Source organism: Hydrogenophaga palleronii (assembly GCF_031457455.1).
GTDB lineage: Bacteria > Pseudomonadota > Gammaproteobacteria > Burkholderiales > Burkholderiaceae_C > Hydrogenophaga > Hydrogenophaga palleronii_A.
Window position 1 is genome coordinate 348,642 of the sequence record NZ_JAVDWU010000005.1, and the last position, 13,756, is coordinate 362,397.

Below are 13,756 nucleotides of genomic sequence, written 5' to 3' on the forward strand. Positions count from 1 at the left end.
CAGGTTGGAGGGCAATAACGTTCTTTGCCAGATCGATGCCAACGGATACGATTGCCATGGACTTCCCCTTCCAAAAATAGAGTGAGTTGATGAGAGATCGCACTGCCCATCGTGGCGCTTCGCTGCCGTATCTCGCAACTGCGCGGATCACTCGGGACGGGAAAGTCCCTTTCATTCGTTAGGCGTCACCAATTCACCATCTATGCGAGTACAGCTACTACGTGAAGATCAGCACGAGTCGATGATCGATCTTCTTGCCGATATTCACGCCTACTACACAGAGGGGGCAGCGATCTCCCGAGAAGTAATTCGAGAGCACCTGGTTGAAAACTTGTTGTCGCCGAGTTCACCGCATCAATTGGTGGTTTGCTCTCTCGATCACGGCATCGTCATAGGGTTCGCTGCAATCACAATGGTTTACTCGCTGGTTGACTTCGCCCCTGAAAAGCGCAAACACTGCCAATTGAAAGAGTTGTACGTCCGATCATCGATGCGAAGTAAAGGGGCCGGGCGATCGTTGATGTCTTGGGTAGCGCGTCATGCTGCGGAGAACGGGTGCCACCGGATCGACTGGCCAGTAAAGGCATCGAATGCGAAGGGCATTGCTTTCTACAAAGGCGTTGGCGCGGAGCAGGTGGTTGAGCGGCTCAGCTTTAGGCTTTCAGAGCAAAAGTTGAGAGAGCTCGCATTGCAGTGCCCAGCAGCCAGTGACGCCTAGCCCTTCCAACGGGAGGAACGTCCAAGGGCTACCGCCCTTGGACGTTCCTCATGTCAAACGCTAGCCGCTCCGAGGTACTCTTCGCCAAGCGACAGTTCATTGGTCACCCTCAATTAGGAGTAGACGCGCCGCCATGGGACTCTTGATCTTCAGTATCAATGTCACCTTGGACGGCTGCGTCGACCATCAGGAAGGAGTCGCGGACGACGAGACACATGCCTTCTTCACCCGCCTCATGGACGAGAGCGGGGCGATGCTGTGGGGCCGTGTCACCTACGAGATGATGGAGAGCCACTGGCCAGCGGTCGCCCGCGGCGACGCGGAGGCACCGCCGGCGATGCGCGAGTGGGCGGTCAAGCTGGAGGCCAAGCCAAAGTACGTGGTTCCCGCGACGCGAAAGGACCTCCCGTGGACCAACAGCCACCACATCGCCGGCGACCTGCGCGCGGGCGTGCAGAAGCTGAAGGACGCGACGCCTGCCGGCGTGCTTCTCGGTAGCGGCAAGCTCGCGACCGAGCTGGACCGGCTGGATCTGATCGACGAGTACAAACTGCTCGTCCACCCCAGGATCGCCGGCCATGGCCCGACGCTGTACCAGAGCGGGCTGCCCAGCCGCGACGGCTCGAACTTGTTTCGGCGAAGCCGCTCCGCTGCGGCGCGGTCGCCATGCACTACCGGCGCGCGCGCTGACTCGGAGATGGGTCGTGTTGCCTGACAGCGCGCTGCATTCGGAAGGGCCTCGTGTTCCTTGGCCTGCCGGTGAGCGCGGATGTCAGGCGCCGCCAAGTCGGTATGCCGTCAAATACAGGAGAACGCCTTGCCAGCAAACCGAATGTCAAAGTTCGAAGTCTTTATCGGGGTATGGAACACGACTGGCGAAGTGCTTGAAACGCAAACCAGTCCGGCGGGCACCCTGTCTGCAACGGACACCTACCAATGGCTTCCGGGAAAGCACTTCATCGTTCATAGCGTGGATGCCCGCTTTGATGGACAACCCGCGAGATCCATGGAAGTATTGGGATTCGATAGCACCAAGCAGCAGCACTTCGCCAGGTCGTATGACGATCAAGGTTCAACTGAAGCCTTTGTACTGGAACTCAAAGGGCGTCGCTTCAGCATCGAGGGAAAAACAGTCCGATTCAACGGGAGGTTTGACGCTGAGAAAAATTGCCTCACGGGGTTGTGGGAGCTCAAGGCAGGCAAAGCAGGTTGGCAGCCCTGGATCAAGCTCAAACTGGTTCGAGCATGAATAGCGGGGTTCGGGCAACATCGGCCCCTGATCCTTCCACCGAGAGGGCGTCCAAGGGCTGTGTCGCGCGGCCTCCCGCAGGTCAAACATCAGGCTCCACCACCATGCGCAACATATCACCAACCTTCATCGCGGCTGTGGCTCTCTTGGGCGCCGTCTCTGCAGTCGAGGCTGCACCGATGAACAAATGTGTCGTGGACGGCACTGTCACGTATCAACAGGCTCCCTGCCCTTCGAATCAGGTTCGAAAAGATCCCACGATCGAAGAACTGAACGCCGCGGAGAAGAAGCGACGTCCTGCTGCCGCTCCCGCTGCGGCGGCCCCCAGGGAAGCTGCTCGTTCGCCAACTGCCGCGTCCAGCGGCTTCAGCTGTGATGGACGGCAGCACTGCTCTCAAATGAGGTCATGCAAAGAGGCCCACTACTTCCTCGCCAATTGTCCCGACGTCAAGATGGACGGTGACAGGGATGGGATTCCTTGCGAGGAACAATGGTGCTCTCGCTAGCACCAACTTCAGGAAGCCTCATGCTCACAGGCGCTCAAGCTCTCATCATCGGTGCATTGCTCAGTGCGGTGGCTGCCGCAGCACATCTGGTTTGCATCTTCGCAGGAGCACCGGCATACCGGCTCATGGGTGCTGGTGAGCGCATGGCCCGTGCCGTTGAGGCCGGCAAGCTTCGCCCCACGCTGGTCACGCTGGCCATCTCTGGCGTGTTGTTGATCTGGTCGGCTTATGCGCTCTCCGGGGCCGGCGTCATTGATCTTCTTCCCCTTACCAAGCTGGCGCTGGTTCTCATCTGCGCCATCTATCTCGCCAGAGCGGTTGCCTTTCCTTTACTCAAGCCAGCATTCCCGGAGAACTCAAACACCTTCTGGTGGGTTTCATCTGGTATCTGCGGCTGCATTGGCTTGGTGCACGCCTATGGTCTCATTGCCTTGTGGCGCGATCTTTGATACCTGACGGAGCAGATGTCATGCTCCCTGAGCTACAGGCAATCGATCATGTCCATGTCTATGTCCCGGACCGAGACAAGGCGGAAAGCTGGTACAGCAAGGTTCTCGGCTTGTTCCGATGCGAGGCACTTGCGTTCTGGGCCAAAGACGGCGGGCCGCTGACCCTTCAGAACGGGTCAGGCAGCGTGCATCTCGCGCTGTTCGAACGACACGCGCAGCCCTGTCGATCGACTGTCGCACTTCGGGTGGGTGTGGTCGAGTACCTGTCGTGGACGGCTCACCTCGAGCGGCAGCTGCCGCAGGCAGCGCACACTCACACACCGCGATCTCCGTGAGCATGAAGCCCGACCTCGCTGCCACCTTGCGGTCGCTGCTTCTTGAGCAACAGACGGCCGCACTGGCCACCCTCCACAAGGGTGAACCAGCGCTCTCCATGGTGCCTTACGCCCTTTTGCCAGAGGGCCAAGGTTTCGTCATTCACGTCAGCCGCCTCGCCGTGCACACAGCAGACATGCTGGCCAACCCAGCCGTGAGCCTGCTCGTGGTTGCACCCGCAGGCTCAGCGGCATCGCCACAGGAGCTGGTACGCGCCAGTGTGCAGGGCTGGGCCAGGCAGTTACCGCCTGAGTCTGCTGAGTACGCAAACGCCAAAGCGCTCTACGTGGCCCGGTTTCCCGCCAGCGAGCAGACATTCTCGTTCTCTGACTTCAAACTTTTCGTCATCGAACCACGCTCCGTTCGGTTTGTTGGCGGCTTTGCGCGCGCCACTTCCATTCTGGCCGGTGAGTTCGTGTCTATCATGAAGGGCGCGGAGTGAGGAGCGCGAAGCCAAGGCCCGCAGCTCGATCTGCCCACCACCGCCATATCGTCTCACCGGTTCTGAACGCCCAACTCATGATGGGTTAATCACTCTACAAGTCATGCCAACCGAACCGAAACGCGAAAAGAACTGGAAGCACCTCTACACGAGGTCAGTCAAGCTCGCCCGCGCAAGGCAACTCGGGGTCGAATACCCGCGGGTCACTGAAGCCCAACTCACGCAGGAGCCAGAGGACTTGCCGAAGCCAAGTCAAACAAATGTCCTGTTCGTCTGTAGCCGAAATCAATGGCGCAGCCCGACAGCAGAGCAGGTTTGGCGGAAACACCCCGCTCTGTCCGTCCGCTCAGAGGGAACCAGCCCGAATGCAAGACACCGCGTCTCTGTAAACGATCTGCATTGGGCACAGGTCATCTTCGTTATGGAAGAGAAGCACAAATCCCGCCTGCTCGCCGAATACAGGCGAGTGATCGAGAACAAGACAATTCACGTTCTCGATATTCCGGACGATTACAAGTACATGGCGCCTGAGTTGGTTGACCTGCTTCGCGATTCTGTAGGAGCCATTCTTCGCCTTGAATAGCCGTCACGACACTGGTTGGTGTAGATAAGTCCCAGGCGTTTCTCTGAAGAGGGACGCGGGCGCCGTAGCCTGCGGTGCCCGGGATATCGTGGATGCTCATCGCGCAGTGTTGGGTACCACCTCAATCACTGCGCTGTCCACCCCCCGTCGATGGGAATGGCCGCGCCGGTGAGGTTGTGGGCCGCCGGGTCACAGAGCCAGACCAGGGTGCGGGCAATTTCTTCAGGCAGGGATGTGCGGCCGGTGGGTTGTTTTTCCTTCAGCAGGTCGCGGATGCCAGCCTCACGGTCGCCGCCGAACTGTTCAGCGCGGGCGAGGATTTGTGGTTCGATGATGGCGGTTTCGGTCCAGCCTGGGCAGATGCAGTTGGCGGTCACGCCGCCGCTGGCGCGGCTCCCGGCCTGCGCGGCCTCCAGTGCCGCCACGCGCGTGAGTCCCACCAGGCCAAACTTGGCCGCCACATAGGGCGCCTTGTTCACTGACGCCACCAGCCCGTGCACGGATGCGATGTTGATGATGCGGCCGTAGCCCCGCTCAACCATGCCGGGCAGGGCCAGGCGCATGGTGTCGAAAGCGGCCGAGAGGTTGATGGCCAGGATGGCGTCCCAGCGGGCGCGCGGCATGTCCTGCAGGGCGGCCGTGTGCTGGATGCCGGCGTTGTTGACCAGAATGTCGAGCGGGCCAGTGGCCAGCACTTCTTCCATCATGCGGGCCACCTGCGCCGGGTCGGCCAGGTCGTGCGAGAGCGACACCACGGGCTGGGCCGTGATGGCACTGAGGGCTTCACGGGCAGCGGCGTGCACGGCGTCGTCGGGTAGGCCATGCAGCACCACCTGGGCACCGGCGCGTGCCAGCTCCTGTGCCATGGCCAGGCCAATGCCTTGCACCGAACCGGTGACCAGGGCGCGACGGTTGTGCAGGGGAGGGGTTGTCATGGGGTAAAGCTCCTGAGGTGGGGTTGGGAATGTTGAGGGGGGAAGGCGAGCGGCGGCCGACCTGTCAAGAGAGTCTTCACGCTCACAGGCATCTGGCCTCGCCGCCACAATGCGGGGCCATGCCCCATACCGTGACCGAAACCGAATCGCTGCAAGCGATGCAGATGGCTTTTGACCTGGCGCCGGTGGGGCTGTGTGTGTCCCGCCACCGCGTGGTGGTGTTCTGCAACGACGTGTTTGCGAGGCAGTTCGGGTACGAGGTGCCGGATCTGCTGGGCGCACCGTTTGCGATGCTGTACCCCACGCCGGACGAGTTCGCCAACATTGGCGAACAGGGCGAGGCCGTGATGCGCGAGACCGGCTTGTACAGTGACGAGCGCATCATGCGGCGGCGCGACGGCTCCTTGTTCTGGTGCCACGCGTCGGGCCGGGCCAGCGACCGCGCCGACCCGTTTGCCTGTGCGGTGTGGATGTTTGAAGACATCTCGCAGCGCCGACCGGTGACCACGCCACTGACCCCGCGCGAGCGCGAGGTGGCCAAGCACCTGGTGGCAGGGCTCACCAGCAAGCAGATCGCACGCGTGCTGGACCTCAGCCCACGCACGGTGGAGGCCCACCGCGCGCGCCTGATGACGAAGCACAAGGCGGCCACGCAGGGTGAGTTGGTGGCGAAGCTGCTGGGGCATGTCTGAGGCTGGTTCATGGGCATGTAGCCGGTGTGCGCGACACAACAAACGGAAGATCCCCCGACCAGGGGCGACAAGGGTCCGGCTCCGCCGGCCCAAGGCGCCGTCCCCTTCCAAGCCGAAGGCACCAGAGAGGGGGAAGACGCGTAAGCGGCGCAGGGGGTGATTCTTTACCTCTTCATTTCAAGAGTTTTCCGTTACCGCCGATCACCGTCACTTCAACGTAGCGCGAACCAATGCGGTTGTCGGGTGCGTAGCGAACCACGGTGCCGCCCAGGTCAAAGTTGCCCATGGTCTCCAGTGCCTTGATCACCCCGGCCCGCGTGGGTTTGGGGCCGGAACGGCGGAGGCCTTCAACCAGCACCTTGGCGCCCAGGAACTGCTCGAAGCTGGTGTAGTTCACCAGTTCACTGGGCGCGTATTTCTTCAGCAGTTGCTGGTACTCACGCACCACGGGCATGGCCGGCATGAAGGGGTAGGGCACCACCTGGCTCACACCCAGGCCGTGCGCGTGTTTGAGCCCGGCGAGCTTGACGATCTCTGCCGGGTCGACCACAGAGATGTTGTAGAGCTGCGCGCCCCCGCCGGCTTCGCGGTAGCGCTGGATGAAGGCCGAGGTGGGCCGGTTCACCGAGATCATGATCACCGCCTGCGCGTCGGAGGCGCGGATGGTTTTCACGGCTTCGTCCACCTGGTCGGTGTTGCGCTCGTAGGGTGCGGCGGCAGACAGCGTCAACCCGCGTTTGGCCAGTGCGCGCTCCACGCCCTGCAGGCCGGCCTTACCGAAGCCGTCGTCCTGGTACATCACGGCCACGCGCTTCATGCCCAGTGTGGTGACCTGCTGCACCATGTGTTCGGTCTCGTCGCCGTAGCCGGCACGCACGTGAAAGATCCAGGGGTTGAACGGTGTGCGCAGGGGTTCGCTACCGGTGTAGGGCGCCACCAGCGCGGCGCCGCCCTGGGTCAGAACGCCGTCGGTGAGCAGCTTGCCCACATTGGCCGTGCCGGCGAACCCGAACAGGGCCACCACGGCCGGGTTGGCCAGCGCTTCCTTGGTGAGGCGCACGGTCTCATCGACCTTGTAGCCGTCGTCGGCCACCTCCAGCCGGATCTGCTGGCCATTGACGCCACCCGTGGCGTTGATGTGGTCAAAGTAGATCTGCCCACCCACCACCATCTGTTTGCCGGTGCTGGCCAGCACGCCGGTCAGGGGCGCGATCTGGCTGATGACGATGTCGTTGGCCGAGGTCATGCCGTGCAGGCAGAGAAGGGTCAGCGTGCAGAGGGATTGTTTGAAGGTGTTCATGCGGATCTCCGTTGTTTTGGGAAGCTAGGGCCTGTTCACACCATTTTTCCAAGATGCGTTGCGGATCAAAAAGGCCATGCGCAAGGCGCGAAACGCCGCCGGGGTCGCCCCCCGGCAAGGCTTCGCAACACGGCGCATGGCCTTTTTGGCCGCAACCCGAAGGGAATGGGTTGAAAACAGCGCCACTCGTTGTTGCACTCCTAGGCCAGACATCCAGTCTGGCCGTAGTCGCGCGCCTAGATTGGCGCTGTTTTCAATCCATTCGCACTTGGAAAAATGGTGTGAACAGGCCCTAGTAGGAGGCGCAATGGTGGGGTGGGCCGGCTGGCGAAGCAGCCGGGCAATCCATGAGGTATTTCTACGCTACAGGCCGGCAAGGGCGGCCCTTTGAGAGGGCTGGCCACGGACGACATGAACCCTTTGCATGCCGCACGGCATGCGATGGAGACACCGCTGAAGCCCGTCCAAAGGCTGTGCGTTGACGCCTCTTTTTGCTGACGGCACCGTCGGTTCTGTTCCTGAATTTGCAGCACGTTCGCCAGTGGCATGGCGGCTTCTGGCTGACGGAATCAACCACTGGGAAATCCGGTGGAGTCTTGTTCAAGGCGACTGGAGCGCTGCGCGCCGCCGATCAGAAGGGCCGTGCACTTCGACGTTCTGGCCTGCATGAACCCCATCACCTGCAGGCAAGGTGGCTGCCCGGTTGAAGATTCAGTGAGGGTCTGTTCTGGTGTCTTTCGTGACGTATCACACGGGGAGGTGTCAGCCTTTCGACAGCTTTCGGCACCGCCCGGCACGCCCCTCAGGCTGCTGGCAGCGTCGGTGCGTCGCGCAGTCTCTCGCGCAGCGCGGTCTTGAGCACCTTGCCGTAGTTGTTCTTGGGCAGTTCGCTCACCAGCTCGTAGCGCTTGGGCCGCTTGAACCGGGCCATCCGGGCCAGGCAGTGCTGGTCCAGTGCGTCGACCGTGACGCTTGCGCCAGGCTGCAGCACCACGAAGGCCACCACCGATTCACCCCATTCCGGATCGGGCGTGCCCACCACCGCCACTTCGTTGACGCCGGGCAGGGTCAACAGCACCTCTTCCACTTCGCGCGGGTAGATGTTGGAGCCGCCGCTGATGATCAGGTCCTTGCTGCGGTCCTTCAATGTCAGGAAGCCGTCGGCGTCCAGGCAGCCCGTGTCGCCGGTGAACAGCCAGCCGTCGCGCACCGCAGCGGCCGTGGCCGATGGGTTGTTCCAGTAGCCGGCCATCACGCTGTCGCCTTTGACCAGCACCTCGCCCACTTCGCCGGTGGGCAGCGGCTGGCCCTCAGCGTCGGCCACGCGCAGCTGCACCGGTGTTTGTGCCACGCCCACCGACGCGATGCGCTCCAGCCAGCGCGGATGGGTGGTGTCGCTCAGCTGCGCGCGCGACAGGGCGGTCGCCACCATGGGGGTTTCACCCTGTCCGTAGATCTGCACGAAGCGCGGCCCCATCACCTGCAGGGCGCGCCGGATGTCGGCCGCGTACATGGGCGCGCCGCCGTACACGATGGTCTTGAAGGCCTGCGCGGAACGTGATGTGTCGATGCCGTGGTGTTCGGCATGGTCCACCAGGCGTTTGACGATGGTGGGTGCGGCGAAGGTTGACAGCGGACCGACCTGCCACCCCAGCTCAAACAGCTCGACCGGCTCCACACCCCCGGAGGCGGGGATCACATGCCGGGCGCCGGCCATCACATGGGGTATGGCGTACAGGCCGGCCCCATGCGACATGGGCGCGGCGTAGACGATGGCGTCAACGGCGGCCACCGGGTCCACGTCGATGAAATAGGTCAGGCCCATGGTCATGAGGTTGCGGTGCGTGAGCATCACGCCCTTGGGGCGGCCGGTGGTCCCGCTGGTGTAGAAGAGCCAAGCCAGGTCATTCGGATCGCGCTCCACCACTGGCACGGCCAGGGCATCGCTCACCGGCGCCAGCAGCTCGTCGCAGGCGTCCGATTCCACGTCGATCTGGCGTTCCAGACCGGCCAGCGGCGCGACCGCGACGTCGTGCGTCACAAAGGCCCAGCGGGCTTGCGCGTCGGCCGCAATCCACTCGACTTCGCGCGGATGCAGCTTGGCGTTGACCGGTACCACCACCAGCCCGGCCCACCAGGCCGCCCAAAGAATCTCCAGGTAGCGTGGCTGGTTGCGCATGAAGATCAGCACGCGGTCGCCCGGCACCAGCCCGGCGGCCTGCATGCGCTGCGCCAGGCCGGCGCTGCGAGCGGTCCACTGCCCGTAGCTGACCCAGTGCTCGGTGCCGTACAGGATGGCGGGTCGTTCGGGGTGGAGGGTGGCGTGTCTCAGCAGCAGGTGGACCAGGCTCATGACGGGAGTGACGCTTTCTTGGAATGGAATGGGAAGCGCAGGCAGGCCCGCCTCGTCGTTTGGCGAGGAAGACTTTCGCAGCCGAAAGATAGTGGGTGCATTGCCCTTTGCCTATACGGTAGAAGTACCCATGGGAATACCCTTGAGGCGCCAATGCCCGCGCGGCAGGGGCGATTACAGTGGCAGCTTCTTCTGATGGGGAGTGCCCGGTGGTTCTGAACAAATCTGGATGGGTGATGCGTGGGCTGATGGCCTGGGTCATGGGCACGGCCTTGCTGCTGGGTGCCTGCAGCAAGTCCGATCCGCAGGCCCGGCTGGAAGCCACCGTGCGCCAGCTTCAGGCAAGCATTGAGGCCAAGGACGCAGGGGCTGTGATGGACCTGGTGGACACGCGGTTTCGCATGCAGGGCGATCTGGACGCCGAGCTGGCGCGCAAGACGATGATGGCCATCTTCTACCGCTACGCCAACATCAAGGTGTTTGCCGTGGGCCACCAGACCCGCATCGACCCGGCATCGAAGCTGACGGGCTACACCGACGCACAGGTGCTGGTGACCGGTGCCCAGGGCCTGATCCCCGAACGCGCTTCGCCCTACACCGTGCGCATGGAATGGCGGCTGGTGGACGACGATTGGAAGCTCTACGACCTGAAGTGGGAATGAGTGGTTGAGATGACACCTGAACTCTGGTTGATCGTGGTCGGCGCGGTCGTGGCCGGTTTCGTGCAGGGCCTCTCGGGTTTTGCCTTCAGCATGGTGGCCATGTCGTTCTGGGTCTGGGGCATTGAGCCGCGCGTGGCTGCGGTGTTGGCGGTGTTCGGTTCGCTCACGGGGCAACTGGTGGCCGTATTCACTACCCGGCGGGGCTTTCGCTGGCCGGCGCTGTGGCCCTTTCTGGCCGGTGGAGCGGTGGGCGTTCCCGTTGGCGTCGCGGTGCTGCCGCACCTCAATGCCGATCTCTTCAAGCTGACACTGGGTTGCGTGCTGGTGGTTTGGTGCCCGGCCATGCTGGTGTCGTCGCGTTTGCCCCGGGTGACGCGCGGAGGGCGTCTGGCCGATGGCGTGGCCGGCGGGGCAGGGGGCTTCATGGGCGGCATCGGGGGCTTCACCGGCGTGGTGCCCACGCTGTGGTGCACGCTGCGCGGCATGGAGAAGGATGCGCATCGCGCCATCGTGCAGAACTTCAACCTCGCGGCCCTGTCGTTCACCATGCTGGTGGCGGCGGTGCCGCAATTGCTGGCTAGGTTGTGATTCGCCAGGTTCCAACACGGACTGGTGGACTGATACGCGTGTGCTTGTAGCGCCCTCGTCATCTCACCCTCTTGGGTTCGTATTTGATTGGGCGTGAAAGCGCTACGACCAGAAGGGGGAGTGAAGGCTGCGCAGGCTCCTGGAGCGCTCGATTGCGGGTTGATCATGAACGGCGCGGTGGTGGCTGCGGTGCGCACCTTGCCCCAGGCGCGAATGCCATCGTCGTTGCCATGGCATGGCGGTGTCACGCGGTTGCCACATTCGTTCTCTAGCATCGCCGCCTTTGTAACCAAGAGGGCAGTTCATGAGCGATGTACGTCCCACGTGTTGGGAACGACGCCCACAGGGCATTCAACTTGACCGAGAGGTGCTCGCACGGCTTGTGCGGCCGGCGCCGCTGCGCTTGTTGTTGCAGACGCTGCTGGAGTGGTTGTGCATCTTCGCGCTGGCTGGCGTGGCCATGGAGATCGCCAGTGTTCCCGTCAGCGTGGCCTGCATGCTGCTTATCGCGACGCGGCAGCATGCCCTGCTCACGCTGATGCACGACTTTTCGCATCATCAGTTCAGCCGCCAACGACGCGCGCTCAACGATGTGCTGGGCGATGTGCTCACGGCGCTGCCTTTTTTCATCACGGTGCATGGTTTTCGCCGAAACCACTTTCAGCACCACGCCCATGTGGCCACGGACCTCGACCCCAACTGGGTGTCATCGCTGAAGAGAGCGCGCTACCAGTTCCCCATGTCGCGGACGCAGGTGTGGGTCGAGGTGCTGAAGCATTGCATCGGCTTCTATACCTTGGCGGAATTGAAGCGCTACACGGTCGACGCCGGCATGGCCGTTGAGTTGCCACGAGCCGTGCGCATCACGCGCGCCTTGTTCTGGATCGCAGTGGCCGGCCTGGCCACGTATTTCGATCTTTGGGTGGCGATGTTGCTCTACTGGTTGCTGCCGTTGGCGACCTTCCTGATGGCGATTCTGTACTTGCGTGACATTGGCGAACACTACGGTATGCCTGCGGCGGGCATCCTCGGGTCGCGCACCGTTCTGGCCGGATGGGTGGAGCGCCTTCTTATCGCGCAGAACGGTGTCAACTTTCATGCCGAGCACCATCTTTTTCCTGCGGTTCCGTTCTTCCGTTTGAAGCGGCTGCACCGGCTCCTCCTGCCTCTCCAGGCCTACAGCGAGCATGCCGTGATCACGCGGGGCTACCTGTCGGGCCTGATCGATGAGGTCAGCGGGCCCAAGCCCCAAGCCACCGCTGTCACCCATGCTGTCTAGCCGCTTCCTGACGGCGGACGACGTCCCTGCCTTGCTCGCTCTCGAACGAGCGAAGTGGGAGCCCGGTCAGGCAGCGAGTGCAGACATGCTCAAGCGCCGGATCGCCGCCCATCCTTCACTGAGCGTTGGCGCCTTCTGCGTCGATTCGGGCCGCGCGCTGGCGTCACTCTTTCTGCGCCCGGTCGCGCCTGCGATGTTCACCGCACCGGTGCAATGGCAGGATTGCGCCGCCGTGGACGTGGCCCCTGAGCAACCCACACGCTCGCTGTTCGGCGTGAGCCTGAGCAGCATCCAGCCCCAGGCGGTCGAAGCGATGTTCGCCTTCCTGTATCCGTACTTGCTCAAAGGTGGATGGCGGGACATCTATCTGGGATCACCCATCCCGGGTCTTCGCAAAGCCTTGGAAAAGAATGCTGGCATGCCCATTTGGTCGTATGTGCATGCCAGACGCAGGCGGCGCAGCGGCGAGCCGACCGACCCGCAGCTTGCTTATTACCACCGCAAGGGATTCCGCCAGATTGTCTCCATACAGAGGGATTATTTTCCCCACGTGCCGTCACTCAACTACGGCGTCATCCTGCGCGGCCAGATTCCGCTGGCGCGCTTCGGGGCTCTCTGGCGCGCCACCCCGCTGCCGCTGTTGAAGAGCGTGTCGCAGCTCCTGTGAGCCTGAAGGTGCGCAGCGCCGTTCACCCGCCCGTGAAGATGCTGGTGGCCAGGCGCATCAATGCGATGACCGGCGTGTCCAGCATGGGCAGGGTAAAGGCAATGCCCAGCAGGCCGGCCGAGAGGGTGAGTGGAAAGCCGATAGCAAAGGCATTCATCTGGGGCGCGATGCGCGAGACGATACCCAGCACGATGTTGATGAACAGTAGCATGCCGATCATGGGCAGCGCGATCCACAGCCCATAGCGGAACATCACCGCGCCGAGTTCGTGCAGGCGCAGGCGGTTGATCGACTCGAACGCGTTGCCACCCACGGGGAAGGTCTCGAAACTGGCCACCACCACCTGTAGCAGCATGAGGTGCCCACCCAGCACCACGAACAGCAGCATGGTCATGTTGCCGAAGAAGCGGCCCACCGTGCTGGTCTGCGAGTTGGTCGTGGGGTCAAAGAAGCCCGCGAAGTTCAGGCCCATCTGCAGGCCGATCAACTCACCCGCCAGCTCCACAGAAGCAAACACGATGCGCACCGCCAGGCCTATGGCCACACCCAGCACCACCTGCTGCAACACCACCTGAAAAGCCATGGGATCGGTCAGCCCGATCAGCGGCTGCGGCGGCAAACCGGCCTGCGCACACACCGCCACAACGAACGCCAGCCCCACCCGCGTGCGCACCGGCACCGAGCGGGAAGAAAAGATCGGCGCACTCGAAAACACCGCCAGGATGCGCAGAAACGGCCAGAACACCGGCATGACCCAGGCCATGATGTCGGCTTCGGTGAAGGTGGGCATGGTCTACGCCCCCAATACCCGTGCAGTCGAGACGCGCTGAATCGCGGCGAAGCTGAATGAACGGTCAAATCTGTCACCGAGGGGGAGCCAGGACCAGGGGCAACGAGGGTCCGGCTTTGCCGGCCCAAGCTGCGGTCCCCCCTCCAAGCGCCGCAGGCGCGCCAGAGA

The 13,756-nt window shown here is 62.9% G+C and carries 16 protein-coding genes and 1 pseudogene; 13 read left to right on the forward strand and 4 right to left on the reverse strand.

The features are described 5' to 3' along the window. Window positions 1–241: 241 nt before the first annotated feature. The 8 genes from J2W49_RS14265 to J2W49_RS14300 all read left to right on the forward strand — a co-directional run bounded on the left by J2W49_RS14265 (window position 242) and on the right by J2W49_RS14300 (window position 4,322). A complete protein-coding gene (locus J2W49_RS14265) occupies window positions 242–718 on the forward strand; it encodes a GNAT family N-acetyltransferase (RefSeq protein ID WP_310317232.1) in 477 nt (158 codons plus the stop codon). Window positions 719–851: 133 nt separating this feature from the next. Beyond that, window positions 852–1,433, forward strand: coding sequence for a dihydrofolate reductase family protein (locus tag J2W49_RS14270; RefSeq protein ID WP_310317234.1), 582 nt, complete (start codon window positions 852–854; stop codon window positions 1,431–1,433). Between the two features lie 117 nt (window positions 1,434–1,550). Continuing rightward, window positions 1,551–1,967, forward strand: coding sequence for a DUF1579 family protein (locus J2W49_RS14275; RefSeq protein WP_310317237.1), 417 nt, complete (start codon window positions 1,551–1,553; stop codon window positions 1,965–1,967). 179 nt (window positions 1,968–2,146) lie between these two features. Beyond that, window positions 2,147–2,473, forward strand: a complete 327-nt coding sequence (locus J2W49_RS14280) for an excalibur calcium-binding domain-containing protein (RefSeq protein ID WP_310317356.1) — start codon at window positions 2,147–2,149, stop codon at window positions 2,471–2,473. A gap of 143 nt (window positions 2,474–2,616) precedes the next feature. Beyond that, complete coding sequence (locus J2W49_RS14285) at window positions 2,617–2,922, forward strand: hypothetical protein (RefSeq protein WP_310317240.1); 306 nt, start codon at window positions 2,617–2,619, stop codon at window positions 2,920–2,922. Window positions 2,923–2,942: 20 nt separating this feature from the next. Then, complete coding sequence (locus tag J2W49_RS14290; protein WP_310317242.1) at window positions 2,943–3,257, forward strand: VOC family protein; 315 nt, start codon at window positions 2,943–2,945, stop codon at window positions 3,255–3,257. 2 nt (window positions 3,258–3,259) lie between these two features. Beyond that, a complete protein-coding gene (locus J2W49_RS14295) occupies window positions 3,260–3,739 on the forward strand; it encodes a HugZ family pyridoxamine 5'-phosphate oxidase (RefSeq protein WP_310317359.1) in 480 nt (159 codons plus the stop codon). Window positions 3,740–3,842: 103 nt separating this feature from the next. Beyond that, window positions 3,843–4,322: a low molecular weight protein tyrosine phosphatase family protein gene (locus J2W49_RS14300; protein WP_405001025.1), complete on the forward strand. Its 480-nt coding sequence runs from the start codon at window positions 3,843–3,845 to the stop codon at window positions 4,320–4,322. A gap of 125 nt (window positions 4,323–4,447) precedes the next feature. Here J2W49_RS14300 and J2W49_RS14305 read toward each other — a convergent pair whose 3' ends face one another. Next, entirely contained in the window at window positions 4,448–5,257 is an 810-nt protein-coding gene (locus J2W49_RS14305) for a 3-hydroxybutyrate dehydrogenase (protein WP_310317245.1), read from the reverse strand. Window positions 5,258–5,376: 119 nt separating this feature from the next. Between J2W49_RS14305 and J2W49_RS14310 the strand changes: the two genes are divergently transcribed. After that, entirely contained in the window at window positions 5,377–5,949 is a 573-nt protein-coding gene (locus J2W49_RS14310; RefSeq protein ID WP_310317247.1) for a LuxR C-terminal-related transcriptional regulator, read from the forward strand. A 172-nt stretch (window positions 5,950–6,121) separates the two neighbouring features. Here J2W49_RS14310 and J2W49_RS14315 read toward each other — a convergent pair whose 3' ends face one another. After that, a complete protein-coding gene (locus tag J2W49_RS14315; protein WP_310317367.1) occupies window positions 6,122–7,195 on the reverse strand; it encodes an ABC transporter substrate-binding protein in 1,074 nt (357 codons plus the stop codon). An 856-nt stretch (window positions 7,196–8,051) separates the two neighbouring features. After that, entirely contained in the window at window positions 8,052–9,602 is a 1,551-nt protein-coding gene (locus J2W49_RS14320; RefSeq protein WP_310317249.1) for a class I adenylate-forming enzyme family protein, read from the reverse strand. 209 nt (window positions 9,603–9,811) lie between these two features. Here J2W49_RS14320 and J2W49_RS14325 point away from each other — a divergent pair, with 209 nt between their 5' ends. The 4 genes and pseudogenes from J2W49_RS14325 to J2W49_RS14340 all read left to right on the forward strand — a co-directional run bounded on the left by J2W49_RS14325 (window position 9,812) and on the right by J2W49_RS14340 (window position 12,798). After that, window positions 9,812–10,264 (forward strand): hypothetical protein, encoded by a 453-nt coding sequence (locus tag J2W49_RS14325; RefSeq protein WP_310317253.1) that lies wholly within the window; start codon window positions 9,812–9,814, stop codon window positions 10,262–10,264. Between the two features lie 9 nt (window positions 10,265–10,273). Beyond that, window positions 10,274–10,813: pseudogene (locus J2W49_RS14330) on the forward strand (sulfite exporter TauE/SafE family protein); the annotation flags it as partial. A gap of 406 nt (window positions 10,814–11,219) precedes the next feature. Then, the gene (locus J2W49_RS14335; protein WP_310317259.1) at window positions 11,220–12,131 is read left to right on the forward strand and encodes a fatty acid desaturase; all 912 of its coding nucleotides are present in this window, start codon (window positions 11,220–11,222) and stop codon (window positions 12,129–12,131) included. Between the two features lie 85 nt (window positions 12,132–12,216). Continuing rightward, entirely contained in the window at window positions 12,217–12,798 is a 582-nt protein-coding gene (locus tag J2W49_RS14340; RefSeq protein WP_310317263.1) for a hypothetical protein, read from the forward strand. A 22-nt stretch (window positions 12,799–12,820) separates the two neighbouring features. Here J2W49_RS14340 and fliR read toward each other — a convergent pair whose 3' ends face one another. Beyond that, a complete protein-coding gene (fliR, locus tag J2W49_RS14345; RefSeq protein WP_310317266.1) occupies window positions 12,821–13,588 on the reverse strand; it encodes a flagellar biosynthetic protein FliR in 768 nt (255 codons plus the stop codon). Window positions 13,589–13,756 lie beyond the last annotated feature (168 nt).

Coding starts and splice junctions, on each gene's coding strand:
- J2W49_RS14265 (WP_310317232.1), top strand. CDS start 242: ATGATCGATCTTCTTGCCGATATTCACGCCTACTACACAGAGGGGGCA.
- J2W49_RS14270 (WP_310317234.1), top strand. CDS start 852: ATGGGACTCTTGATCTTCAGTATCAATGTCACCTTGGACGGCTGCGTC.
- J2W49_RS14275 (WP_310317237.1), top strand. CDS start 1,551: ATGTCAAAGTTCGAAGTCTTTATCGGGGTATGGAACACGACTGGCGAA.
- J2W49_RS14280 (WP_310317356.1), top strand. CDS start 2,147: ATGAACAAATGTGTCGTGGACGGCACTGTCACGTATCAACAGGCTCCC.
- J2W49_RS14285 (WP_310317240.1), top strand. CDS start 2,617: ATGGCCCGTGCCGTTGAGGCCGGCAAGCTTCGCCCCACGCTGGTCACG.
- J2W49_RS14290 (WP_310317242.1), top strand. CDS start 2,943: ATGCTCCCTGAGCTACAGGCAATCGATCATGTCCATGTCTATGTCCCG.
- J2W49_RS14295 (WP_310317359.1), top strand. CDS start 3,260: ATGAAGCCCGACCTCGCTGCCACCTTGCGGTCGCTGCTTCTTGAGCAA.
- J2W49_RS14300 (WP_405001025.1), top strand. CDS start 3,843: ATGCCAACCGAACCGAAACGCGAAAAGAACTGGAAGCACCTCTACACG.
- J2W49_RS14305 (WP_310317245.1), bottom strand. CDS start 5,257: ATGACAACCCCTCCCCTGCACAACCGTCGCGCCCTGGTCACCGGTTCG.
- J2W49_RS14310 (WP_310317247.1), top strand. CDS start 5,377: ATGCCCCATACCGTGACCGAAACCGAATCGCTGCAAGCGATGCAGATG.
- J2W49_RS14315 (WP_310317367.1), bottom strand. CDS start 7,195: ATGACCTCGGCCAACGACATCGTCATCAGCCAGATCGCGCCCCTGACC.
- J2W49_RS14320 (WP_310317249.1), bottom strand. CDS start 9,602: ATGAGCCTGGTCCACCTGCTGCTGAGACACGCCACCCTCCACCCCGAA.
- J2W49_RS14340 (WP_310317263.1), top strand. CDS start 12,217: ATGCTCAAGCGCCGGATCGCCGCCCATCCTTCACTGAGCGTTGGCGCC.
- fliR (WP_310317266.1), bottom strand. CDS start 13,588: ATGCCCACCTTCACCGAAGCCGACATCATGGCCTGGGTCATGCCGGTG.